We start from the raw sequence: 22,878 nt of genomic DNA on the forward strand, positions 1-22,878 counted from the left end.
TGACACTTCGATCTGCATTTGTTAAATTATCAGTAGTATTAGCACTCGCAGTTATAGAGTGCTAACAGGAGTGATGACTATGTTGACGAACAGACAATTGCTTATATTGCAACTGACGGTTGACGATTTCATCGAATCCGCACAACCTGTCGGATCGAGGCAGCTATCCAAAAAGCCGGAAGCACCATTTAGTCCTGCGACAATACGGAACGAAATGGCTGACCTAGAAGAAATGGGTTATCTTGAAAAGACCCACACTTCATCCGGCAGAATACCATCTGAAAAAGGGTACAGGTTTTATGTAGATAATCTATTAACAAAAGAAAAGTTGAACACGGAAGACAGTATTCACCTGCGTTCGGTTTTTCGGGAAAAAATTGTGGAGACTGAAGAGTTAATACGAAAGTCAGCGACAATTTTGTCTGATTTGACGAATTACACGTCGATTCTCCTCGGCCCCGATACATCGCTACATGCAGTGAAGCGTTTTTCAATCGTTCCACTAGATGAGAAGACAGCTGTCGCTATTATTGTCACGGACAATGGACGTGTTGAGAATAGACTCTTCAATGTACCGGAAGGCTTCACCGCGTCAGATATTGAGAAAATGGTAAACATTCTGAACGAGCGGCTCATTGGTACTCCGCTTGTCCATATTCAGAAGATACTTGCTCAGGAGACGCAAATGGTGCTGGAACGTCATATCCACCATGCAGGCGACTTGTTCGCTTCATTCCAACGGGCGATTTCAATCGAACCGGAAGAACGGCTGTTTTTTGGCGGCAAAATGAATATGATGAAGCAACCCGAATTCAATGATATTCACAAGATGAAAACATTTTTTGAATTAATGGACAAGGGCGCACCAGCAATGACGTTTTTTCAGGAAGGTATGACAGGAATTCATGTCCGCATCGGTTCTGAAAATAATCACAATGCGATGGAAGATTGTAGTGTGATTACAGCGACATATTCGGCCGGCGACAATATGACGGGTTCCATCGCTATCATCGGACCTAAACGGATGGATTATGCAAGAGTTATCACCATGCTTGATTTAATGAGCAGTGATTTGTCCAGAGAATTGGCGAGACTGACAATCGGCGGAACAGCAGGGAGGAACGACTAATGACAAATGTAAACGACGAATTTAAAGAGAACGAAGAAGTAGTAATGGAAACGCCCGATAATACAGACGACATCATCGAATCAGGTGAAGATACTGAGGAGATTGAAATCGTTGAAAACGGGGAAGAGACAATTGTGCAAGAACTTACTGAAAAGCTACAAGAAGAAGAGAATAAACGACTTCGACTTCTAGCAGATTATGAAAACTTCAAGAGACGGGCTACGCTTGATAAAGAAGCGCTACAGAAGTATCGTGCACAGAACGTCGTGACGAATTTAATACCAGTTCTTGATAACTTTGCACGGGCACTTACTGTGGAAGCGACAACTGAAGAGGCTCAAACGATGATGACGGGATTAGATATGATTTATCGTACATTCCTTCAAGCCCTTGAAGATGAAGGTCTTGTTGAAATCCAAGCGCTGGATCAGGAGTTCGATCCGAATTTCCATCAAGCAATTATGACGGGTTCAGATGAAGACAAACCAGCAGGCATCGTACTTGAACAAATGCAAGCTGGTTATATGTTGAAAGATCGTGTATTAAGACCAGCAATGGTTAAAGTAAACGAATAAAAAATGTAGCATATATATAGGAGGAATTTGATTATGAGCAAAATTATCGGTATTGACTTAGGGACAACAAACTCAGTAGTAGCAATTTATGAAGGCGGAGAGCCTAAAGTTATTCCAAATCCGGAAGGTAACCGTACAACTCCATCAGTCGTTGCTTTCAAAAACGGCGAACGTCAAGTCGGAGAAGTAGCAAAACGACAATCAATCACAAACCCAAACACAATCATGTCTGTAAAACGACATATGGGAACAGATTTCAAAGTGAAAGCAGAAGACACTGAATATACACCTCAAGAAGTTTCAGCAATGATTCTTCAGTATTTGAAGGGCTATGCAGAAGAGTATCTCGGAGAAAAAGTAACGAAAGCAGTTATTACAGTCCCTGCTTACTTCAGCGATGCACAGCGCCAAGCAACACAAGATGCTGGTAGAATTGCAGGCCTTGAAGTAGAACGTATCATCAACGAGCCAACAGCAGCTGCACTGGCATACGGCCTTGATAAAACGGACGAAGACGAAACTATTCTTGTTTATGACCTTGGTGGCGGTACGTTCGACGTATCAATCCTAGAACTTGGCGACGGTGTATTCCAAGTTAAATCGACGGCGGGCGATAACAAGCTTGGCGGAGACGATTTTGACGATGTTATCATCGACTTCCTTGTTCAAGAATTCAAAAAAGACAATGGCGTTGACTTATCGAAAGATAAAATGGCGATGCAACGTTTGAAAGATGCTGCTGAAAAAGCGAAAAAAGACCTTTCAGGCGTAACAACTTCACAAATCTCATTGCCTTTCATTACAGCAGGAGATGCAGGTCCACTTCACCTTGAAGTTTCACTTTCACGTGCGAAATTCGATGAATTGACTGCTCACCTTGTTGAACGTTCAATGGTACCAACTCGTCAGGCCATGAAAGATGCTGGTCTTACTGCATCTGAGATTGACAAAGTAATTCTTGTTGGTGGATCGACTCGTATTCCTTCAGTTCAAGAAGCAATCAAGAAAGAAACGGGTAAAGAGCCATATAAAGGTGTTAACCCGGATGAAGTAGTTGCACTTGGTGCAGCTGTTCAAGGATCAATCTTAAGCGGAGACGTTACAGACGTTGTACTTCTAGACGTAACACCTCTATCACTTGGTATTGAAACAATGGGTAACGTGTTCACTAAACTAATCGAACGTAATACGACAATCCCGACTAGCAAATCACAAGTATTCTCAACAGCGGCTGATAGCCAGCCAGCGGTTGATATTCACGTATTGCAAGGGGAGCGTCCAATGTCCGCGGACAACAAAACGCTTGGTCGTTTCCAATTGACGGACATTCCGCCAGCACCACGTGGCGTTCCACAAATCGAAGTAACATTCGATATTGATAAAAACGGTATTGTTACTGTTAAAGCGAAAGATCTTGGAACACAAAAAGAACATAATATTACAATTCAAGCAAGCTCAGGTCTAACTGACGAAGAAATCGAACGTATGGTGAAAGATGCTGAAGCAAATGCTGAAGCGGACCAAAAGCGTAAAGAAGAAGCGGACTTGAAAAATGAAGCGGACCAACTTGTATTCATGGCTGAAAAGACATTGAAAGATCTTGAAGGAAAAGTTTCAGAAGAAGAAGTGAAAAGTGTCGAAGAAGCAAAAGAAGAGTTGAAAACTGCGCTCGAAGCTGCTGACTTTGACGAAATTCGTACTAAAAAAGAAAAATTGGATGAAATTGTCCAACAGATGACTATGAAGTTGTATGAACAAGCTGCAGCTGAATCTGCTGAAGGCGCTGAAAACGCAGGCGAACCTAAAGACGACGATATAGTCGACGCAGATTTTGAAGATGTAATCGACGAGAAAAAGTAAATAAGAATGATCGTTGACGGAAAAGTCAAAGTCCGATATTCCGGCTTTGGCTTTTCCGATTTTTATTGTGCGTTCTATACTTCAGTACCTAGCTTCAGTCTAGTCTTTAATGGCAAAGAATGCCTTTAAATTCAAGCCTTCTAGCGCTTTTTTAGGCTGAACAGGCGCTTACGCTTTTCAGTTTTTAATGATACAATAGATGATATTCAAAGTATTTCGGGAGAGTGAAGTAATGAGTAAAAGAGATTATTATGACGTGCTTGGTATAACAAAATCGGCATCAAAAGATGAGATTAGGAAAGCGTATCGTTCGCTTTCGAAAAAATATCATCCCGACTTGAACAAAGCAGATGATGCAGTTGATAAGTTTAAAGAAGTGACCGAAGCATATGAAGTGCTGAGCGACGATTCGAAAAAAGCGAATTACGACCAATTCGGACATACGGATCCGAATCAAGGATTTGGTGGTTTTGGTGGCGGAGGCGGCGGAGCTGATGGATTCGGCTTCGATGATATATTCAGTTCGTTTTTCGGTGGAAATACACGACGACGTGATCCAAATGCACCTAGAAAAGGCGACGATCTACAGTATTCGATGAACATTGATTTCATGGAAGCTGTTTTCGGTAAGGAAACGGAAGTTGAAATACCGAAAGAAGAAGACTGTGATACTTGTGATGGGTCAGGCGCTAAAAAAGGGACTAAACCTAAGACGTGTACACATTGTGGCGGTTCGGGTCAAATCAGCGTTACGCAAAACACGCCACTTGGCCAAATGGTTAATCGTCGAGCGTGTCAGCATTGTCAAGGAACTGGGAAAATAATTCCTGAGAAATGTTCGACTTGTCACGGAGCAGGTAAAGTGACGAAAAGGAAGAAAATTAAAGTAACGATTCCTGAGGGGGTCGATGATGGACAACAGCTTCGGGTATCTGGACAGGGAGAACCTGGTCATAAAGGTGGACCTGCGGGCGACTTATATATCGTATTCCGCGTCAGGGCTCATGAGAAATTTATCCGTGAAGACGACGACATCTATTTGGAACTCAACCTTTCCTTCCCGCAAGCTTCACTCGGTGATGAGATTGAAGTGCCAACTGTACAAGGCAATGTGAATTTGAAAATCCCAGCAGGCACGCAAACAGGAACACGATTCCGCCTAAAAGGTAAAGGTGTTAAAAACGTTCATGGCCGTGGTATTGGAGATCAGCATGTTGTTGTGAAAGTGTTGACGCCTAAAAAGATGACAGAAAAACAGAAAGAACTGATGCGTGAATTTGCGGCAATTAGCGGCGATTCGCTTGACGAGTATTCAAGTTCACTGTTCGATAAAATCAAACGTTCAATTAAAGGCGATTGAAAGGGATGAATTCATTTGAAGTGGTCGGAAATTTCTATTCATACGACGCATGAAGCAACTGAAGCAGTAGCGAATATTTTACACGAAGCAGGTGCAAGTGGAGTCGTTATCGAAGATTCAGCAGATCCAAGTCGAATCCACGAAGACCGGTTCGGTGAAATATGGGCACTCGACAAGAACGATTTCCCAGTAGATGGCGTTATCTTAAAAGCCTATTTACCAGTCACTACTTTTCTTATTGAAACGGTGAAAGATATCGACCAATCTATCAAAGGTTTATCGGAATTCGGAATAGACGCAGGGGAAAATGCCATTCAGACAAATGAAGTCGATGAAGAAGATTGGGCAACTGCCTGGAAAAAATACTATCATCCTGTCAAAATTTCTGGACGCTTTACAATTGTACCGACATGGGAAGAATATGAACCTGTTGAATCAGATGAATTGATTATTGAACTTGATCCTGGCATGGCGTTTGGAACGGGCACACATCCTACAACGGTAATGTGTTTACAAGCGCTTGAGAAATACGTCAAGCCGGGAGACACAGTTGTTGACGTGGGAACAGGTTCAGGCGTGTTATCTATCGGGGCAGCACTTCTAGGTGCTTCACGTGTCCATGCACTTGATTTGGACCAGGTTGCAGTTGTAGCTGCAAAAGAAAACATTGAGCTGAATCATGTTGAAGAAACAGTGGAAGTGAAGCACGGCAATCTTCTGGATTCTGTAAAAGAGCCGGCTGAAATCATCATCGCGAATATCCTTGCAGAAGTTATCATTTCCTTTTCGCAAGATGCGTATTCAATTTTACCGGAAAATGGCTTGTTTATTGTTTCGGGAATCATTGGACAAAAACGTGATCTAGTAAAAGACGACCTAATCAGCAAAGGATTTGAGATTGTCGAATCTGTACTTATGGAAGACTGGGTTGCTATCATCGCTCAAAAAAGGAGCGTGTAACGATTTGCAACGCTATTTTCTGCAATCTCCTTTTGATGAAGATGGAAATGCAATAATTACTGGTGATGACGCTAAACATATCGCGCGTGTTATGCGAATGACCGTTGATGATGACGTCATCGCTGTTACTAATGGCGAAGCCTTCGTCTCCCAAATTACAGAGCTTTTACCTGATGGCATCGTAATCCGTCGCAAAGGAGAACCTCTTCAGTCAAACGAAATGCCTGTTAAAGTAACGGTAGCTTGTGGTCTCCCGAAAGGTGACAAACTCGATTTAATCGTTCAAAAAGGAACGGAACTCGGCATGGCAGGGATTTTTCCGTTTCAAGCCGAGAGATCTATTGTAAAATGGGATGACAAAAAAGGTGACAAAAAAGTTGAACGGCTTCGCAAAATTGCCAAAGAAGCTGCTGAGCAATGTCATCGCACAGTTATCCCGGAAGTGCGAAATCCATTTTCTGTTAAGCAGTTAATCGCTGAATCAGAGAACTTTGATGTCCTTCTAGTTGCTGATGAAGAAGACGCGAAAAGTGGGGATCCACATAAAATTTCGGACCGTTTAAAAAGTGTATTACCTGGTCAAACAGTACTTGCTGTATTTGGTCCTGAAGGCGGATTGTCTAGGACAGAAGCCGAAACACTACGTTCGGCAGGTTTTTTACCGATAGCGTTAGGTCCGCGAATACTGCGGACGGAAACGGCTCCATTGTATTTATTGTCCGCAATGTCATACGAATTTGAATGAAAGTGGTGAGCAGTTGTGTCTTCGGTCGCATTCCATACGTTGGGCTGCAAAGTGAATCATTACGAAACCGAGGCAATCTGGCAACTTTTTAAAGAAGCCGGTTATGTCCGCGGGGATTTCGAAAAAAATTCTGATGTTTATGTCATTAATACATGTACAGTGACGAATACCGGTGATAAAAAAAGCCGGCAAGTCATCCGTCGTGCTGTTCGGAAAAATCCGGACGCTGTAATTTGCGTAACAGGTTGTTATGCACAAACGTCTCCTGCGGAAATTATGGCGATTCCGGGAGTAGATATCGTTGTTGGAACACAAGATCGGACAAAGCTCCTCGGACTCATTGATGAATTCCGTACGGAGCGTCAGCCAATCAATGCAGTCCGCAACATCATGAAAAACAGGATTTATGAAGAACTCGACGTACCTACATTTTCGGATCGTACACGTGCATCGCTCAAAATCCAAGAAGGGTGCAATAACTTCTGTACGTTCTGTATCATTCCTTGGGCGCGTGGACTAATGCGTTCACGTGATCCACAAGAAGTCATTCGACAAGCGCAACAGCTTGTTGATGCGGGTTACCTTGAAATTGTATTAACCGGTATACATACGGGCGGTTACGGTGAAGATTTGAAAGATTACAATCTTGCTCGTCTTCTTCGGGACCTTGAAACACAAGTCAAAGGACTGAAACGCCTTCGCATTAGTTCGATTGAAGCGAGTCAGCTGACGGATGAAGTAATTGATGTTCTTCGAGATTCAACAACTATCGTCCGCCACCTGCACATTCCGATTCAGTCCGGTTCAGACACGGTGCTTAAGCGTATGCGCCGGAAATATACAATGGCGTTTTTCGCAGAACGTCTAGACAGACTTCGTGAAGCGTTGCCGCACCTAGCAATCACTTCGGACGTCATCGTCGGTTTCCCAGGTGAGACAGAAGAAGAGTTCATGGAAACGTACAATTTTATTCGTGATCACAGATTTTCCGAACTTCACGTTTTTCCTTATTCAAAACGAACTGGTACTCCTGCCGCTAGAATGGAAGATCAGGTTCCGGAAGAAGTGAAAAACGAGCGTGTTCACCGTTTAATTGAATTGAATGATCAGCTAGCGAAACAATATGCATCTACTTTTGAAGATGAAGTACTTGAAGTCATCCCAGAAGAGAAGTATAAACTTGAACCGGAAAGTGGTCTGTATGAAGGCTATTCAGATAACTATTTGAAAGTTGTTTTCGCTGCCGATGAATCAATGGTAGGGAAAATTGTTCGTGTGAAAATTGCACAAGCAGGTTATCCATATAACGAAGGGCAGTTTGTCCGCATTATAGAGGAAGAAATACAACTTGTTTAAGGTTTCCATAAAAGCTGTTCCTACTTTATTTTGAGTAGAAACAGCTTTTTTCGTGCAGAAATGAATTGTTCTTGATATGATGTGAGAAGTACGGACAACTCGAGGAGGTATTCATTTGAATACAAATTTTGCAACTTACATTGATCATACATTATTGAAAGCTGACGCAAAGAACAATGAAATCGTAACATTATGTGAAGAAGCTCGAAAATACACGTTTGCATCAGTTTGTGTAAACCCTACATGGGTGAAAACAGCAGCTGCTGCGCTAGAAGGATCACCTGTTAAAGTGTGTACAGTTATTGGTTTCCCTCTAGGAGCTTCAACTTCCGAAGTAAAAGCGTTTGAAACTAGGGACGCAATTACAAACGGTGCTAATGAAATTGATATGGTTATCAATATTGGCGCACTTCGTGGCGGTGATGATGAAACTGTGAAAAAAGAAATCGAAGCGGTAGTTACTGCTGCAAAAGGAAAAGCAATTGTTAAAGTCATCATTGAAACGTCCCTTTTAACGGATAAGGAAAAAAGGAAAGCATGTGAACTTTCTGTCCTTGCGGGTGCTGATTTCGTGAAAACATCGACAGGCTTTTCAACAGGCGGTGCGACTGAAGATGATGTGAAGTTAATGAGAGCTGTTGTTGGACCTGAAATGGGTGTTAAAGCTTCAGGTGGTGTCCGGAATTTAGAGGATATGAAGAAAATGATTGACGCAGGAGCTACAAGAATTGGTGCCAGTTCAGGCGTTCAGATTATGCAGGGTCTTGAATCACAATCTGATTATTAATTTAAAAGTTTTATATTGACCTATAGTTAAATCCGCGGTATAATTTATGAGTACATGGCACTTGGTCATGTTCTAGAAGTGTGTTTGGAGGGAGGGACAAGAGATATGTCGAAAACTGTTGTTCGTAAAAACGAATCGCTTGAAGATGCTCTTCGCCGCTTCAAACGTACTGTATCCAAAAGTGGAACAATACAAGAGGTAAGAAAGCGTGAGTTTTATGATAAGCCGAGTGAAAAACGTAAAAAGAAATCTGAAGCTGCAAGGAAACGTAAATTCTGATTTCCTGTGGTGATGAGTTCGACCTTGTTTTGAAATTAAAATTTGGTAAACCGGAAAATCCTTTATGGGTTTTCCGGTTTATTTGTATATGAGATAAAACGAAAAAATTAAGGGAAAGTGAAACTTCTGAGCATTTGGAACGTATATAGAGATATAATAGAATCTATAGAGAGAGGTGAAAAATACTATGCATAAAATGATAGGAAGGGTTCTCCTGTTCATTTTATTCGTATCTGTGTTAGCATTCCCACTCTTAGAAACGGGAGCTGCAGCTTCGAAAGTCTATAAAGTGCCAGTTGAGAACGTAGTTGAGAAAGGATTGTACGCATTTTTACAGCGGTCATTTGCGGAAGCGGATGCGGCGGGAGCAGAGGCAATAATCTTGGAGATTAATACACCGGGTGGATTTACTGATGCGGCCGACCAAATTGCCAGGCTAATGGATGACAGTGACTTGAAAATAATCGCTTACGTTAATAATAAAGCGATGTCTGCTGGCGCTTTCATAGCTCTTCATGCTGATGAAATTTATATGTCCTCAACAGCCACGATAGGAGCGGCTCAAGTAATCGACTCGGAAGGAAACGCGGCTACTGTCAAAGCTCAGAGTGCGTGGGTTGCAGATATGATAACTGCCGCTGAGTTAAACGGGCGAAAACCGATTTACGCACAGGCTATGGCGGACCCTAAAGTTGACCTTCCTAAATACCGTGCTGGTGTGGGCGATTTGCTGACTTTGAAAGCGGATGAAGCAAAAGAAGTGGAATACAGTGAAGGAACCGTAGCATCATTCAAAGAACTATTAAAAGTAACAGGCCTTGAAAATGCAGAAATCATTTCAACAAATGAAACATTTACGGAAAGTATTGCTCGTTTCATCACCCATCCGGTCGTTGTACCGATTCTTTTATCAATTGCGGGACTTGGATTTGTGTTGGAAATGTACTCGCCAGGATTTGGTGTAGCCGGAACGATGGCTGCTAGTTCATTAGCTCTATTCTTTTACGGACATCTTGTTGCCGGGCTTGCGGGTTATGAAACGATTATCCTGTTTCTAATAGGGGTCGTTCTCATCGTAGCGGAATTCTTCTTGCCCCATGGTATAGCAGGTGTCATTGGAACGCTCGCAATTATAGGTAGTATCATTATGGCGGGCGGCAATCCGATGTATATGGCGATTTCTGTCCTTATCGCGGTTGCTATCGCTGTTATAGGGATGGTGATTATTATGAAATTTTTCGGTAAAAAACTGCACTTGCTCAACAAGGTTGTGCTAATGGATACAACTGATACGGAAAGTGGTTATGTTTCGAATGTGAACAGGGTTGAATTGCTTGGACGCATTGCAAAAACATCGACTGCACTTAGACCATCTGGTGCAATTGAGTTAGATGGAGAACGAATCGATGTTGTTTCTGAAGGAAGCTACATCGCTAAAGGAATACATGTTATCATTGTAAAGGTTGAAGGTTCCCGGATTGTAGTCAGGGAATCAGTAGAAAAGGGGGAAATTAAATAATGGCAGGACTCTTAGGTTCAGGAAGTTTAGTAATGGTCGTTGTAATAGCAGTTGTAGCAATCATCGTATTGTCAGCATTTTTCACACTCGTTCCTGTGGCGCTGTGGATTTCAGCAATGGCAGCAGGCGTTAGAGTAAGTATATTCACATTGATCGGTATGCGTCTTCGCCGGGTTATTCCGAGTCGAATTGTTAATCCGCTTATTAAAGCACATAAAGCTGGACTCGATGTTTCAATTAATCAGCTTGAAAGTCATTATCTTGCGGGAGGGAACGTTGACCGTGTTGTCAATGCTCTGATCGCTGCACACCGTGCGAACATCGAACTTACATTTGAACGTGCTGCTGCAATCGATCTTGCAGGACGTGACGTTCTAGAAGCGGTTCAAATGTCCGTTAACCCGAAAGTTATTGAAACACCATTCATCGCCGGTGTGGCAATGAACGGGATTGAAGTAAAAGCAAAAGCGCGTATTACAGTACGTGCAAACATCGACCGTCTTGTCGGTGGTGCAGGTGAAGAAACAATCGTTGCCCGTGTTGGTGAGGGTATTATCTCGACAATCGGTTCATCTATCGACCATGCAAAAGTATTGGAAAATCCTGATATGATTTCTCAAACTGTTCTAGCAAAAGGTCTTGACTCAGGTACTGCATTCGAAATTCTATCAATTGATATCGCAGACGTTGATATTGGTAAAAACATCGGTGCAGAACTTCAAACTGAACAAGCAATGGCTGATAAAAACATTGCACAGGCAAAAGCAGAAGAACGCCGTGCAATGGCAGTTGCAAACGAACAGGAAATGAAAGCGAAAGTTGAAGAAATGCGTGCGAAAGTTGTCAGTGCTGAAGCGGAAGTTCCGCTTGCTATGGCAGAAGCGCTACGTAAGGGCAATATTGGTGTCATGGATTATGTGAATTATAAAAATATCCAGGCAGATACAGGAATGCGTGACTCCATCAGTAACTTTGGCGGAGATAAGGAATCTACAGAAATTAAGAAGAACTAATACTTGAGGAGCCATTTCCTGGAAAGGGGATGCACGAATGGAACAGATAATCATTTTTATCATTTTGGCAATTGTCGGATCTTTTTTTAGGGGCAAGAAAAAAGATCCAGCTGAGGGGCCAAAGCCTAAGCCGTCCACGGCAACGGGGAACGCTCCAGAGGGTCCTACAACTAAATTAAAAGAGATGTACCGTGAATTGCAGAGAGAAATGGCAGGAGCAGATGCGGAACCACCTATCCGCCAGCTGCCAAAACAGCAGCAACAGGCAACAGTAACGGTTCCTTCAGCTCCTGTAGTAGTACCACCTGCAAGACCAACTGCTGACAGAAAAGAACGTACTAATTCATCAGCGAATCGTCACATCGAACGCCCAGATTCATCCGTGAATCGACATAGTGGAAGATTGTCTGCACATGGTGGTCAACGTCCAACTGTGTCTGCTATACAATCGCACGATTTAATGCCGAAAAGTCAAGGGGACTTGCTGAAAGGCATTGTGTTCTCTGAAATTTATGGCCCACCGAAATCAAAAAGATAAGCATTGACCCTCTATCCGAATCATACGATGTGGATAGGGGGTTTTATATTTTGAAAAGACTATTTCAGACCGGTTCATCAGTTACAATTGAAGATTTCGCTTCATTACGAATTAATGGCCCTTATTCTTTGTTGAAACTTGGCCCCGATTTCGCGATCATTAGCAGTGGTGAATACAGGATTGAGGCGATAGGCACTGATTTAACAGTTGAAACTTTATCAGAAGAAGTTGCTGTTTTCACATTCACTTCAATTACCACAATGAATGTGACTACAGGTGCAGACAAGGAAGCGGAGCGCAATGCGTAAAAGGTATGCTATCAAAATATCAGGCGACGGCAACCTTTCCGGATTCCTCACTAAACTTGTCACAATTGGAACAAAAATTACATCGCTATCAGTTGTCGATGGGGTGGCATATTTTCAAACAGATCGTAGCGGACTTCGTGCTATCCGGCGTAACAGAAGGCATTATCGATTAAAAGTAGCCATTTCAATTGCGAATCTTGAATCAGGCTCAATTGGACTTTTCACATCTAGCCGTTTCCTAATCGCATGTCTCATTCCTTTCGTTGCCTCATTTTTCCTTTGGACAGTAGATGTTGAATCGGATATGCCGGAAGTAGTGGACAGAATTGAGCAGAAACTTGAAAAAAGCTCTATCGTTTTGTTAAGACCCTTAGCTTTAATTCCTGATGAAGGTGAAATTCGACGAGAGCTCATGCTCGATGATCCTGCTTTATCGTGGGTTAGATTTAGACGAGTTGGAACGTCTCTGACAATTATTCCGATGTTATCACCACCCACAACTAACATTATTGAAGAGAACGAATCACCGTCACACCTTGTAGCGCGTACAGGAGGCGTTATAACGCGTTTTGCGTTAGAAAAAGGGGAAAGGGTCGGCCATGTTCATCAGACTGTAAAGAAAGGGGACGTGCTAGCCACAGGTATATTGGAACAAGGTGATAAAACGACAGTTGTTGGAGCGGATGGTGCCGTGTATGCGGATTATTGGGTTGAATACACCTTTACTCTTCCGAAAAAAATTAAATTCCAGTTACAGGGTGAGGAAATTGTGAACTATTCTTTTAACCTCCCATGGAAGCAGCAAGGTAAAGAAGGATGGTCTCTAGGGTCTTTCATCGAAACAGAAAGATATATGGAGGAAACCGCAGGGCACTTTGAATTGATTGAGGGAATGGAAGAAACAGTTATAATTCCCTTATTAAAAAACAAATTAATGTCGGAATCTTTTTCGAAAGCAATTATTAAAGATGAAAAAGTTTTACACGTGACATTCGATAATGATAAAGTTAGAGGGACTATATTGTTTCTTATCAATGACAATATTGCTGAAAAAAGACTGATTCCCAAGGAGACTGAGCCTATTGGATGAGCAAATGATTCAACTACATGTTGAAGACCCGAATGAAACAGTAATGCTTCTCGGAATTTCTGATCAGAATATGAAACTGATTGAAGAGCAGTTAAATGTTTCAGTATTAACTAGAGGCGACACGATATCAATCAGTGGTGCTGAAGATAGTAGGAATTCGGCTAAAGAGCTTTTGGAACAGTTGTTGAAAGTAATACGTAAAGGCATTAATATCAATCAACGAGATGTCTCGACTGCGCTCGAGATGGTGAAAAGTGGCACAATTGAATACTTTGCAGAGTTGTACGATGAAGAAATTTCAAGGAATATGAAAGGTAAAGCGATTCGTGCGAAGACAATCGGTCAGCGTGAATATGTCAGCGCAATTCGATCGAGAGATCTTGTATTCTGTATCGGGCCGGCTGGGACGGGGAAAACGTACTTAGCGGTCGTACTAGCTGTTTTAGCTATGAAAACGGGCTCTGCGAAGCGAATTGTCTTAACCCGTCCCGCTGTTGAAGCAGGAGAGAGTCTAGGCTTCCTTCCAGGTGACTTAAAAGAGAAAGTTGACCCATACCTTCGTCCGCTGTACGACGCGCTACACGATGTTCTGGGAGCGGAACAAACGGATCGACTTATGGAACGAGGGGTAATCGAAATTGCGCCGCTCGCTTATATGAGGGGACGGACACTCGATGATGCATTCATTATTCTGGACGAAGCACAGAATACGACAAAAGCACAAATGAAAATGTTTTTAACACGTCTCGGTTTTGGGTCGAAAATGGTTATCAACGGCGACAAAACACAAATTGATTTACCAAGAAACACTGAATCCGGTTTAATCGTTGCAGAATCAATCCTTAAAAAAGTTGGAGATATTCACTTTCAGTACTTAGAGCAAGGTGATGTTGTTCGTCACCCACTTGTTGCGAAAATAATTGAAGCATACGAACAGGAGCAGTCATAGAAAGTGACTGCTTTTTCTTTAGAATCATCGCTACTCTGATTATATCTATAGAGAAGCAGGGGGAGAGATTCCAATGTTCCAACCAATTAGAAAGTTATTTAAATCACTTAAATTCAATTATTTATCCTTATTTTTAATCGGCCTATCCACTGTACTCCTTTTTTCATTCATGTATGGCAGTGTGAAAAAAGAAACGTATGAATTGAAAGCTTTTCAAATTGCACCAGATACTATCCGTTCCTTAAAAACGGTTGAGGACGCAGTAAAAACCGAACAGGACAGAGAACGTGCCGCTAATGAAGTAGGACCTTCCTATGTATTTTCAGAAGATGTTGTAAAAAATAGACAAGCAATCGCTACGTCTTTATTCGATTTTCTAATCGAAGTAAAAAACCAAGATGAGCCTGATCAAACTACATCGGAGATAGCTACTAAGCCCTCTAAAGAATTAGTAGCAGAAATGCGCACTAAACTTTCCAGTTTGGAAAAGGAAGAACCTAGTCTGCGACTTAGTGATGACGCCATAGTTAATCTTTTATCCCAGAGTACAGATGCTTTACTGAACGCGCAAAGCGTATTAGTAGGTGTACTAGGTGAGGAATTATCGAAGCCGGTACGAACTGCGGATCTGTCGACAGTCCGCTATGAGGTAGATCGGAAAATTAGGCTCACAGATTCAGTTTCATCTTCAATCTTACAGACTCTAATAACGCTTAGCCGCTCTCTGGTAGTAGAGACGGAATCGATTCATGAGGAAATGACAAAGGCTAGGGTTGAGCAGGCGCGGGAAAGCGTTGAACCTACCCGTATCTTGCAAGGACAAGTGATTGTCCGTGAAGGGCAGGTCATTGACAAAGAAATATACAGGCAATTAGAGCTTGCGGGCGTATTGTCAAATCAGTCGTCCATGAAACCGCTGGCAGGTCTCATTTTATTTGTCCTGTTTGTCGGTGCGATTATTTATATGCATTTCCTATCCTGGAGTGAAAATAGGGTTGTAAAGAAAAAGGCATTGCTCATTGTATTAGTTGTTTTTTTCCTGCTCGTCATCATAATGAAACTCATTTCCCTTATTGAAAAAGACTTTGATGTCCTATTAGCATTCTTGTTTCCGACAGCACTCGCTCCAATGCTTATTAAGCTTCTGACGAACGAGCGACTTGCACTAATGACGACAATTATCACAGCAGCAACAGCAGGAATTCTTCTTCAAGAAGGTTACGCGGCAATCATTCAGATGGAAGTCGCATTGTACATACTTTTCGGAGGTATTGTCAGTTTGTATTTACTCGGTGACAACGGCAGACGTTCGAATATTTTACGAACAAGCTTAGGGGTTTCTGTTTCAAATATGATGTTCATTGGATTTTACCTCTTAATGACACAGTCATCTTACGATTTGACGGAATTAGTGTATTATATGATAGCGGCAATTGTTTCGGGTATATTGTCAGGAGCTCTTACAATTGGGCTTATGCCATTTTTTGAATCTGCCTTTCGACTATTATCGGATATGCGACTTATCGAACTATCGAACCCGAATCACCCGCTACTGAAAAAAGTACTAACCGAAACGCCAGGCACTTATCATCATAGCGTTATGGTCGCAAATTTAGCCGACGCAGCATGTGAATCGATTGGTGCGAATGGACTTCTTGCCAGAGTGGGAAGTTATTATCATGATATTGGAAAGACGCTGAGACCGGGTTACTTCATCGAGAATCAGCATGCTGGTCAAAATCCACATGATTCATTGCCACCAGAAAAAAGTAGGGACATCATTATTGCCCACGGAGAAGACGGTGCGAGACTTCTGGAAAAGCATAAAATGCCAGTAGAAATCATTGATATCGCTCGTCAGCATCACGGAACAAGTACATTGAAGTATTTTTACTTTAAAGCTAAGGAATCTGGGGAAGATGTAAAAGAAGAGGATTTCCGTTATGCGGGACCCAAACCTCAAACAAAAGAAATTGCAATTATCTCAATAGCAGATAGTGTTGAGGCCGCTGTACGATCAATGAAAGAACCGACTTCAGAAAAAATTGCAGCTCTCGTACGATCTATCATTAATGATAAAATGAACGATGGACAATTCGATGAATGCGATCTTTCTATGAAAGAATTGAAGAAAGCGGAAAGAGTTATGTGTGAAACGTTAAATGGAATTTTCCATAACCGGATTGAATATCCGAAGTGAGTACGAAGGGAGCTAGTAGTAGATGTTGGAAATACATTTTGAGGATGAAACAGCTAGAGTCGATGACAAAATCGAGGATTTAATCCGAAAGCTGTTAAACCATACCGCTAAAGAAGAGGAACTAGCAGGCGAATTAGAGGTTTCGGTAACATTCATGACAGATGCAGATATTCAGGAAGTGAATGCAACTTATCGCGGTAAAAATGTACCGACGGATGTCATTTCATTTGCGCTCGAAGAATTAACGGAAGGTGAAGTAGCTATTATTCCTGAAGAAGGCATGCCAACCGCTTTAGGTGATATACTTATTTCAGTAGAAACAGCTGAGCGGCAAGCAGGGGAATACGGACATGATTTTAATCGTGAAATTGGATTTCTTGCGCTTCACGGCTTCCTTCACCTTCTCGGCTATGATCATTTAACTGAAGAAGAGGAAGCTGAGATGTTCGGCAGGCAAAAGGAGATCCTCGCATCATTCGGACTCGAGAGGTGATTGATCAATGCGGAAGTTCCTTCAATCTTTTGTCTACGCATGGAATGGGATTTGTTATGGCATAGGAGCGGAACGGAATACGAAAGTGCATGTGATGGCCGCAATCCTCGTCATTGTAGCGGGTTTTATGACGGGTCTTTCGCGGACAGAGTGGTTCATCGTCATTATTCTGATTTGCGGAATGCTGGCGCTTGAGCTGATGAATTCTGCAGTCGAACGTGTCGTCGATCTACTAACAACTGAGCGTCATATACTCGCGAAACAAGCGAAAGACCTCGCAGCAGGCGCGGTCTTAGTGTATGCGATTGGAAGTGCAATAATCGGTTTAATGTTATTTATTCCGAAATGGTTTAACTAAATTAAAGAGGTGTCTTTATGGATGTAGAAAAATTAATTGCTGAATCGAAAAAAGCACGGGAGCAAGCGTATGTCCCGTATTCAAAATTCCCAGTTGGAGCGGCGTTGTTAGACGAAGATGGGACTATCTATCACGGCTGTAATATTGAAAACTCCGCTTATAGCATGACCAATTGTGCAGAACGAACAGCATTTTTTAAAGCTGTTTCCGACGGCGTACGTAGCTTCAAAGCGCTTGCAGTAGTTGCAGATACAGAAGGACCTGTTTCCCCGTGTGGAGCATGCAGACAAGTAATTGCGGAGTTTTGTAATGGCTCGATGCCTGTCTACCTCACGAACCTAAAAGGGGACATTGAAGAAACAACTGTAGCAAAATTATTACCAGGCGCATTTTCAAAGGAGGATCTTTCATATGCAGCAGAACAATAAAAAGGGGTTCAAATCGGGATTCATCTCGATTATTGGACGTCCAAACGTAGGTAAATCGACATTTCTTAACCATGTAGTCGGACAAAAGATTGCGATTATGAGTGACAAACCACAGACAACTCGCAATAAAGTGCAAGGTGTTGTCACGACAGAAAAATCTCAAATCATATTCATCGATACACCGGGGATTCATAAGCCAAAACATAAACTTGGTGATTTCATGGTGAAAACGGCCCGTAACACATTGAAAGAAGTAGATGTGGTCATGTTCATGGTCAATGCAGATGAGCCGATTGGCCGTGGTGACCGCTTCATCATGGAACTTCTTGAGAATTCAAAGACACCGGTATTCCTTATAATTAATAAAATTGATCTTGTTCATCCGGATGAATTATTCAAAATCATTACTTCGTATACAGCAGAATATGACTTTGCTGAAATCGTGCCAATTTCCGCGATCAACGGAAATAATGTTGAACGCCTTCTCGAGACGATGATAAAATATTTACCAGAGGGACCAAAATACTATCCAGATGATCAAGTAACGGATCACCCGGAACGATTCATCATTTCTGAATTAGTTCGTGAAAAGGTATTGCATTTAACGAGAGAAGAGATTCCACACTCCATAGCGGTTGTAATTGAGAAGATTGAACGCGAAGAAGGACGGGAAATGGTAAATGTTATGGCGACAATTGTTGTCGACCGTGATTCCCAAAAAGGTATTGTCATCGGTAAAAGAGGTGCATTGCTAAAAGAAATTGGAACAAATGCTAGACATGACATCGAAATGCTACTTGGTTCGAAAGTATTTCTTGAGTTGTGGGTAAAAGTGCAGAAAGACTGGCGTAATAAACCCGGCCATCTGAAGGAATTCGGATTTAGGGAAGACGAGTATTAATGAATTGAACGCATCCTAAGTTCGCCGCGTCCTGCGGCAACGGATGCATGCCCCACTTCGTGTGAGCCCAAAGCGTAAGCGGCCCGCCAAGACGCGACAGGCATAAGACAGTCTGGCGGAGCGGCGTACTTTGCCGCATAGCTGGAATGACTTATGACCCGAGCGTCTGGGTCGCTGAAGCTAGACAAAGAAAAGCGTAAGCGGCCCGCCAAGATGCGACAGGCATAAGGCAGTCTGGCGGAGCGGCGTACTTTGCCGCATAGCTGGAATGACTTATGACCCGAGCATCTGGGTCGCTGAAGCTAGACAAAGAAAAGCATAAGGTGCCGCATAGCTCCGACAGGCACAAGGTAGTTTGTGAGGAGGCGTCTTTTAGCCTCCGCAGCAAAATGACTTGTGACCCCGAGGAGCTGGCACCTGAAGCTAGACAAAGAAAAGCGTAAGGTGCCGCATAGCTCCGACAGGCACAAAGTAGTGTGTGAGGAGGCGTCTTTTAGCCTCCGCAGCAAAATGACTTGTGACCCGAGGAGCTGGCACCTGAAGCTAGACAAAGAGGTGATTGCTTCGCTGAACAAATGGGAAGGAATCATTCTAAGAGGTATCCCGTACGGTGAGTCCAATAAAATTGTGACACTGTTTACTCGTGAAGGCGGTAAGATGACAGCAATGGCCCGTGGAGCGAAGAAACCAGCGAGCAGGCTAGCTGCTGTGACGCAGCCTTTCACACATGGTTCATTCTTGATCCGTACGGGTAGAGGAATGGGGACGCTTGAACAAGGCGAACCCATTGATTCGATGCGGCATATTCGTGAAGACTTGGAAGCAACAGCTTATGCAAGTTATGTTGTTGAATTGATTGATAAGTTAACGGAGGATAATGAGCGAATTTCTGGTATATACAGCTTGTTGTATGAAGCGCTTCACGCTATCAATGAACAATATGATCCAGAAGCAATTGCATTATTTGTTGAATGGAAAATGTTGCCGATCGCTGGTATCCATCCAATACTTCATCAGTGTGCAAATTGTGGAGCGACAGAAGGTGAATTTGCTTTTTCATTTATGCAAATCGGCTTCATTTGTCATCGATGCTTCCATGTAGATAAGCATGCGATTCGAATTTCACCCAGTCAATTGAAATTGATCCGAACCTTTTATACAGTTCCAATTAATCGGGTCGGTAATTTGACGTTAAAGAAGACGACAAAAATCTTCATGAAAAAACTCGTCCGAACAATTTACGATGAGCAAGTGGGGATTCGATTAAAATCGAGATCATTCCTTGATCAGCTCGACTCGACACCCGAACTGCTACCTAGAAAAGAGAAACCAAAAGAGAGTGGCGAATAGTCCTCTTTACAATAAACTCCGAACCTTGGATCCTATGAAAAAGGGTCTAGATTCGGGGTTTTTATATAGAAATAAATTGAAGTAAAGATTACATTCAAATATGCTTGGGCACTAGGGGAAGCCTTCTGCCCTTGGCCAGACTAGTCTCATAGCTTCTTCTACCACTTATAAGGCGCCATCGCCCGGTTTATCCATCGTATTCAATACTTGAACTTATGTAAAAAATATTACACACTGTTTACCCGTTCAAATCCACTAAAACGAGTCCCCTGGAAAGTGAGCATTCCCACATCGCCATCAGCCAACATACCATATTGGGAACCGTTTACAGCTAATTCCATACGATCTCCGCTGTCGACTTGAAATGTAGCATAATACCAAGTACTTGCCGATGAATCGCCTGATCCGCCGGAAGTCTTGGTTCTTTTTGTAACAACTTCCGCTGGCACTGTCAGTATAGGGGAGTTATTATTTGAATTCCACGTACCGATAGATTTCACAGCAATGAAAATAATTCCACCAAAAATGATAATTGCAACTCCGCCGATAAAGATGGGAACAAACGTAAACATAGCTTCTCCAAAAGGTGAAAACATGTACAAAACCTCCTTATGTTTTTTGAGTGATAGTTATAGATAATATACGTTCTATTTTTGAAATAGTTTCATTACGTCTTTGATATTTTACTTATATATCTTTATACTGATACGAAAGGAGACGGGATTTATCTATGAAATACATAAAAATAGTTCTTCAAATAATAGTCTTGTACAGTTTTGTCTTGATGGGGAACTGGCTTCAAGTTTTTCTACATTTGCCGCTTCCGGGAAGCATAATAGGACTTTTAGTATTGTTGGCGGCCCTTTCATTGAAAGTATTTCAGCTTGAATGGATTGAATCAGGTTCTTTCTTCCTTTTATCTTATTTACCATTATATTTTATCCCAGCGACTGTCGGTGTGATGAATTACGGACATGTTTTTGCAGGAAAAGGATTTCTGTTAATACCAATCACGATGATTAGCACGTTTTTGACGATGTGGATTTCTAGTTATATAAGTCAATTTCTTGCCAAGAAATCTGCTAACAAGGAGGGAATTTCATGCAAGTAATGATGTATTCAATCCTCTTTGTTATTGTAACGATTGCAGTTTATCTTGTTATGAACTTGTTATACTTTAAGTATCGTAAAGCATTTTTCATACCAATACTAACAACAACAGTTGGCATTATTTTGATCCTCATTCTTTTCAAAGTCCCATATGAAACTTATATGCTCGGTGGAAAGTGGGTTGACCTGTTGCTGGGACCCGCGATTGTATCATTGGCAATCCCTTTATATAAACAAAGGGAGTTAATCAAACAGAATATGCTTCCCATACTTGGCGGTGTAATGACGGGCGTTCTTTTTGGTATGGTAAGCGGTGTACTTTTTGCAAAAATGGCAGGATTCTCAAAAGAAATCGTTGTGTCATTATTACCTAAATCGATTACAACACCTATAGCTATACAGATTGCTTCGGAATTGGGTGGAGCAACTTCGCTAACAATCGCTTTTGTCATGATTGCAGGATTTACCGGTATCATTCTAGGACCAACATTTTTGAAATGGTATCGTATCGATACTGCAATCGGTCGTGGCATCGGACTGGGAGCAGCAGCTCATGCTCTTGGGACATCGAAAGCAATTGAAATCGGGGAGCAGGAAGCATCCTATAGTTCCATTGCAATGACGCTCTCCGCTATTATTGGGTCTATCGTTGGTCCGCTGATAGCTTGGTTGTTTTATTGAATGGCAAAAAAAATTAAGTGGATGAACAAATAGAAATCGAGTTATTACAACAAAAAGACAAAGAGGAATTGTGTATGTTAAGTACACATTAGTTATGTAATCAGTAGCAGAGAATATAACTATGCATTCTCCGCTACTGAGAAAATTCAAATTAGAGGAATCGATTACTATTATGCTTGAAGTATATTCTTCAATTCTTTGACGGCATCAAGAGAAATGCCTGTACCTAATGGTCCCTGTAATAATGCTGCGACGGCAACAGCGACCGCAACAACATCAACGTTATTTGTAACAGTGATTGTTGGACTTCCTATATTTTCGAAGGTACTTGTATCAGTATCAGCTTGAGTTTGCTTCTGGTTTTGATCTTGATCTTGATACTGGAATTGTTTCTGGTATTGATTTTGATATTGGAATTGCCATTGATTTTGTTGTTGAAGTTGTATCAAAATATCATCTAATTTTGCTTCCATGTTTCTTAAATCCTTTTTCTTCTCACAACAATCGTACTTATCATAATGATTCTTTTCATTACAATGATAACAATCACACTTTTTTGAATGATTTCCCATTTTTTCTCCTCCTATTCTTAATTACAATATGAAATCAAATCCATCATGTAAGTTTTTTGTTCTTCTTTGACCCTGAAAAACTAATAATTAAAAATTAAAAGGAAACTTGGGTTTTAATAGCTAGAAGCGGAAAGAGAAGTCAGACCTTACAAAGCTATTCGTATTCACGGACGTTAGTTCAGTAATTTGTGGCAGAAAATTTTAATCATATATGTTGAAATAAAGAATTCTATTAAATTCGCTAGGAGGCTACCCGTGTAAGACGCCTTCCCTCAGCTTATATAGCTATTCAATTATTCAATATATATAGGTGAAAC

The 22,878-nt window shown here is 41.8% G+C and carries 25 protein-coding genes; 23 read left to right on the forward strand and 2 right to left on the reverse strand.

The window, feature by feature from the left end; all coding sequences use genetic code 11:
- Positions 1-79: 79 nt before the first annotated feature.
- From hrcA to recO, 21 genes are all read left to right on the forward strand, one after another.
- A complete protein-coding gene (hrcA, locus tag H7992_RS10545) occupies positions 80-1,129 on the forward strand; it encodes a heat-inducible transcriptional repressor HrcA (protein WP_067208344.1) in 1,050 nt (349 codons plus the stop codon).
- Entirely contained in the window at positions 1,129-1,704 is a 576-nt protein-coding gene (grpE, locus tag H7992_RS10550) for a nucleotide exchange factor GrpE (protein WP_067208347.1), read from the forward strand. Before hrcA ends, grpE begins: the two co-directional genes overlap by 1 nt.
- Positions 1,705-1,737: 33 nt before the next feature.
- Positions 1,738-3,564, forward strand: coding sequence for a molecular chaperone DnaK (gene dnaK, locus H7992_RS10555; protein WP_067208349.1), 1,827 nt, complete (start codon positions 1,738-1,740; stop codon positions 3,562-3,564).
- Positions 3,565-3,796: 232 nt separating this feature from the next.
- Positions 3,797-4,924, forward strand: coding sequence for a molecular chaperone DnaJ (gene dnaJ, locus H7992_RS10560; protein WP_187047503.1), 1,128 nt, complete (start codon positions 3,797-3,799; stop codon positions 4,922-4,924).
- Between the two features lie 15 nt (positions 4,925-4,939).
- Positions 4,940-5,884 carry a 50S ribosomal protein L11 methyltransferase gene (prmA, locus tag H7992_RS10565; protein WP_187047504.1) on the forward strand — a complete coding sequence of 315 codons (945 nt, stop codon included), beginning with the start codon at positions 4,940-4,942 and terminating at the stop codon, positions 5,882-5,884.
- Between the two features lie 4 nt (positions 5,885-5,888).
- On the forward strand, positions 5,889-6,629 hold the full coding sequence (locus tag H7992_RS10570) for a 16S rRNA (uracil(1498)-N(3))-methyltransferase (protein ID WP_067208359.1): 741 nt from the start codon (positions 5,889-5,891) through the stop codon (positions 6,627-6,629).
- Between the two features lie 15 nt (positions 6,630-6,644).
- Positions 6,645-7,985 (forward strand): tRNA (N(6)-L-threonylcarbamoyladenosine(37)-C(2))-methylthiotransferase MtaB, encoded by a 1,341-nt coding sequence (gene mtaB / locus H7992_RS10575; protein WP_187047505.1) that lies wholly within the window; start codon positions 6,645-6,647, stop codon positions 7,983-7,985.
- 115 nt (positions 7,986-8,100) lie between these two features.
- Positions 8,101-8,772: a deoxyribose-phosphate aldolase gene (gene deoC, locus H7992_RS10580; protein ID WP_187047506.1), complete on the forward strand. Its 672-nt coding sequence runs from the start codon at positions 8,101-8,103 to the stop codon at positions 8,770-8,772.
- A gap of 105 nt (positions 8,773-8,877) precedes the next feature.
- The gene (gene rpsU / locus H7992_RS10585; RefSeq protein WP_067208368.1) at positions 8,878-9,051 is read left to right on the forward strand and encodes a 30S ribosomal protein S21; all 174 of its coding nucleotides are present in this window, start codon (positions 8,878-8,880) and stop codon (positions 9,049-9,051) included.
- Between the two features lie 187 nt (positions 9,052-9,238).
- Entirely contained in the window at positions 9,239-10,570 is a 1,332-nt protein-coding gene (locus H7992_RS10590; protein WP_187047507.1) for an NfeD family protein, read from the forward strand.
- A 32-nt stretch (positions 10,571-10,602) separates the two neighbouring features.
- Complete coding sequence (gene floA, locus H7992_RS10595) at positions 10,603-11,583, forward strand: flotillin-like protein FloA (RefSeq protein ID WP_156476156.1); 981 nt, start codon at positions 10,603-10,605, stop codon at positions 11,581-11,583.
- A gap of 37 nt (positions 11,584-11,620) precedes the next feature.
- Positions 11,621-12,121 carry a hypothetical protein gene (locus H7992_RS10600; protein WP_187047508.1) on the forward strand — a complete coding sequence of 167 codons (501 nt, stop codon included), beginning with the start codon at positions 11,621-11,623 and terminating at the stop codon, positions 12,119-12,121.
- A 50-nt stretch (positions 12,122-12,171) separates the two neighbouring features.
- Positions 12,172-12,429: a hypothetical protein gene (locus H7992_RS10605; RefSeq protein ID WP_067208378.1), complete on the forward strand. Its 258-nt coding sequence runs from the start codon at positions 12,172-12,174 to the stop codon at positions 12,427-12,429.
- Positions 12,422-13,519 carry a sporulation protein YqfD gene (locus H7992_RS10610; protein ID WP_067208381.1) on the forward strand — a complete coding sequence of 366 codons (1,098 nt, stop codon included), beginning with the start codon at positions 12,422-12,424 and terminating at the stop codon, positions 13,517-13,519. Before H7992_RS10605 ends, H7992_RS10610 begins: the two co-directional genes overlap by 8 nt.
- Positions 13,520-13,523: 4 nt before the next feature.
- Positions 13,524-14,468, forward strand: coding sequence for a PhoH family protein (locus H7992_RS10615; RefSeq protein WP_370569999.1), 945 nt, complete (start codon positions 13,524-13,526; stop codon positions 14,466-14,468).
- A gap of 73 nt (positions 14,469-14,541) precedes the next feature.
- Positions 14,542-16,668, forward strand: coding sequence for an HD family phosphohydrolase (locus H7992_RS10620; RefSeq protein WP_187047509.1), 2,127 nt, complete (start codon positions 14,542-14,544; stop codon positions 16,666-16,668).
- A gap of 22 nt (positions 16,669-16,690) precedes the next feature.
- Positions 16,691-17,161 carry an rRNA maturation RNase YbeY gene (gene ybeY, locus H7992_RS10625; protein ID WP_067208386.1) on the forward strand — a complete coding sequence of 157 codons (471 nt, stop codon included), beginning with the start codon at positions 16,691-16,693 and terminating at the stop codon, positions 17,159-17,161.
- A 7-nt stretch (positions 17,162-17,168) separates the two neighbouring features.
- On the forward strand, positions 17,169-17,519 hold the full coding sequence (locus H7992_RS10630) for a diacylglycerol kinase family protein (RefSeq protein ID WP_067208388.1): 351 nt from the start codon (positions 17,169-17,171) through the stop codon (positions 17,517-17,519).
- A 17-nt stretch (positions 17,520-17,536) separates the two neighbouring features.
- The gene (locus H7992_RS10635; RefSeq protein ID WP_187047510.1) at positions 17,537-17,947 is read left to right on the forward strand and encodes a cytidine deaminase; all 411 of its coding nucleotides are present in this window, start codon (positions 17,537-17,539) and stop codon (positions 17,945-17,947) included.
- Positions 17,931-18,848 carry a GTPase Era gene (gene era, locus H7992_RS10640; RefSeq protein ID WP_067208394.1) on the forward strand — a complete coding sequence of 306 codons (918 nt, stop codon included), beginning with the start codon at positions 17,931-17,933 and terminating at the stop codon, positions 18,846-18,848. The genes H7992_RS10635 and era overlap by 17 nt, the downstream gene beginning before the upstream one ends.
- Before the next feature lie 510 nt (positions 18,849-19,358).
- Positions 19,359-20,198 (forward strand): DNA repair protein RecO, encoded by an 840-nt coding sequence (gene recO / locus H7992_RS10645; protein ID WP_187047511.1) that lies wholly within the window; start codon positions 19,359-19,361, stop codon positions 20,196-20,198.
- 227 nt (positions 20,199-20,425) lie between these two features.
- On the opposite strand, the gene H7992_RS10650 is transcribed toward recO, so the two are convergent.
- Positions 20,426-20,794: a DUF2500 domain-containing protein gene (locus H7992_RS10650; RefSeq protein ID WP_187047512.1), complete on the reverse strand. Its 369-nt coding sequence runs from the start codon at positions 20,792-20,794 to the stop codon at positions 20,426-20,428.
- A 134-nt stretch (positions 20,795-20,928) separates the two neighbouring features.
- Here H7992_RS10650 and H7992_RS10655 point away from each other — a divergent pair, with 134 nt between their 5' ends.
- Together H7992_RS10655 and H7992_RS10660 are read left to right on the forward strand one after the other, a co-directional pair.
- Positions 20,929-21,309 (forward strand): CidA/LrgA family holin-like protein, encoded by a 381-nt coding sequence (locus H7992_RS10655; protein ID WP_187047513.1) that lies wholly within the window; start codon positions 20,929-20,931, stop codon positions 21,307-21,309.
- Positions 21,300-21,989, forward strand: a complete 690-nt coding sequence (locus H7992_RS10660) for an LrgB family protein (RefSeq protein WP_187047514.1) — start codon at positions 21,300-21,302, stop codon at positions 21,987-21,989. Before H7992_RS10655 ends, H7992_RS10660 begins: the two co-directional genes overlap by 10 nt.
- 170 nt (positions 21,990-22,159) lie before the next feature.
- On the opposite strand, the gene H7992_RS10665 is transcribed toward H7992_RS10660, so the two are convergent.
- On the reverse strand, positions 22,160-22,561 hold the full coding sequence (locus H7992_RS10665) for a hypothetical protein (RefSeq protein ID WP_187047515.1): 402 nt from the start codon (positions 22,559-22,561) through the stop codon (positions 22,160-22,162).
- Between the last annotated feature and the right edge of the window lie 317 nt (positions 22,562-22,878).

Origin of the sequence: Sporosarcina sp. resist, from assembly GCF_014302295.1 — a bacterium.
GTDB classification, from domain to species: Bacteria; Bacillota; Bacilli; order Bacillales_A; family Planococcaceae; genus Sporosarcina; species Sporosarcina psychrophila.

Excerpts from the sequence above, each read along its gene's own strand:
- hrcA (WP_067208344.1), top strand. The coding sequence starts at position 80 with ATGTTGACGAACAGACAATTGCTTATATTGCAACTGACGGTTGACGAT.
- grpE (WP_067208347.1), top strand. The coding sequence starts at position 1,129 with ATGACAAATGTAAACGACGAATTTAAAGAGAACGAAGAAGTAGTAATG.
- dnaK (WP_067208349.1), top strand. The coding sequence starts at position 1,738 with ATGAGCAAAATTATCGGTATTGACTTAGGGACAACAAACTCAGTAGTA.
- dnaJ (WP_187047503.1), top strand. The coding sequence starts at position 3,797 with ATGAGTAAAAGAGATTATTATGACGTGCTTGGTATAACAAAATCGGCA.
- rpsU (WP_067208368.1), top strand. The coding sequence starts at position 8,878 with ATGTCGAAAACTGTTGTTCGTAAAAACGAATCGCTTGAAGATGCTCTT.
- H7992_RS10590 (WP_187047507.1), top strand. The coding sequence starts at position 9,239 with ATGCATAAAATGATAGGAAGGGTTCTCCTGTTCATTTTATTCGTATCT.
- floA (WP_156476156.1), top strand. The coding sequence starts at position 10,603 with ATGGTCGTTGTAATAGCAGTTGTAGCAATCATCGTATTGTCAGCATTT.
- H7992_RS10600 (WP_187047508.1), top strand. The coding sequence starts at position 11,621 with ATGGAACAGATAATCATTTTTATCATTTTGGCAATTGTCGGATCTTTT.
- H7992_RS10610 (WP_067208381.1), top strand. The coding sequence starts at position 12,422 with ATGCGTAAAAGGTATGCTATCAAAATATCAGGCGACGGCAACCTTTCC.
- H7992_RS10615 (WP_370569999.1), top strand. The coding sequence starts at position 13,524 with ATGATTCAACTACATGTTGAAGACCCGAATGAAACAGTAATGCTTCTC.
- H7992_RS10620 (WP_187047509.1), top strand. The coding sequence starts at position 14,542 with ATGTTCCAACCAATTAGAAAGTTATTTAAATCACTTAAATTCAATTAT.
- ybeY (WP_067208386.1), top strand. The coding sequence starts at position 16,691 with ATGTTGGAAATACATTTTGAGGATGAAACAGCTAGAGTCGATGACAAA.
- H7992_RS10630 (WP_067208388.1), top strand. The coding sequence starts at position 17,169 with ATGCGGAAGTTCCTTCAATCTTTTGTCTACGCATGGAATGGGATTTGT.
- H7992_RS10635 (WP_187047510.1), top strand. The coding sequence starts at position 17,537 with ATGGATGTAGAAAAATTAATTGCTGAATCGAAAAAAGCACGGGAGCAA.
- era (WP_067208394.1), top strand. The coding sequence starts at position 17,931 with ATGCAGCAGAACAATAAAAAGGGGTTCAAATCGGGATTCATCTCGATT.
- recO (WP_187047511.1), top strand. The coding sequence starts at position 19,359 with ATGACTTGTGACCCGAGGAGCTGGCACCTGAAGCTAGACAAAGAGGTG.
- H7992_RS10650 (WP_187047512.1), bottom strand. The coding sequence starts at position 20,794 with ATGTTTTCACCTTTTGGAGAAGCTATGTTTACGTTTGTTCCCATCTTT.
- H7992_RS10655 (WP_187047513.1), top strand. The coding sequence starts at position 20,929 with ATGAAATACATAAAAATAGTTCTTCAAATAATAGTCTTGTACAGTTTT.
- H7992_RS10660 (WP_187047514.1), top strand. The coding sequence starts at position 21,300 with ATGCAAGTAATGATGTATTCAATCCTCTTTGTTATTGTAACGATTGCA.
- H7992_RS10665 (WP_187047515.1), bottom strand. The coding sequence starts at position 22,561 with ATGGGAAATCATTCAAAAAAGTGTGATTGTTATCATTGTAATGAAAAG.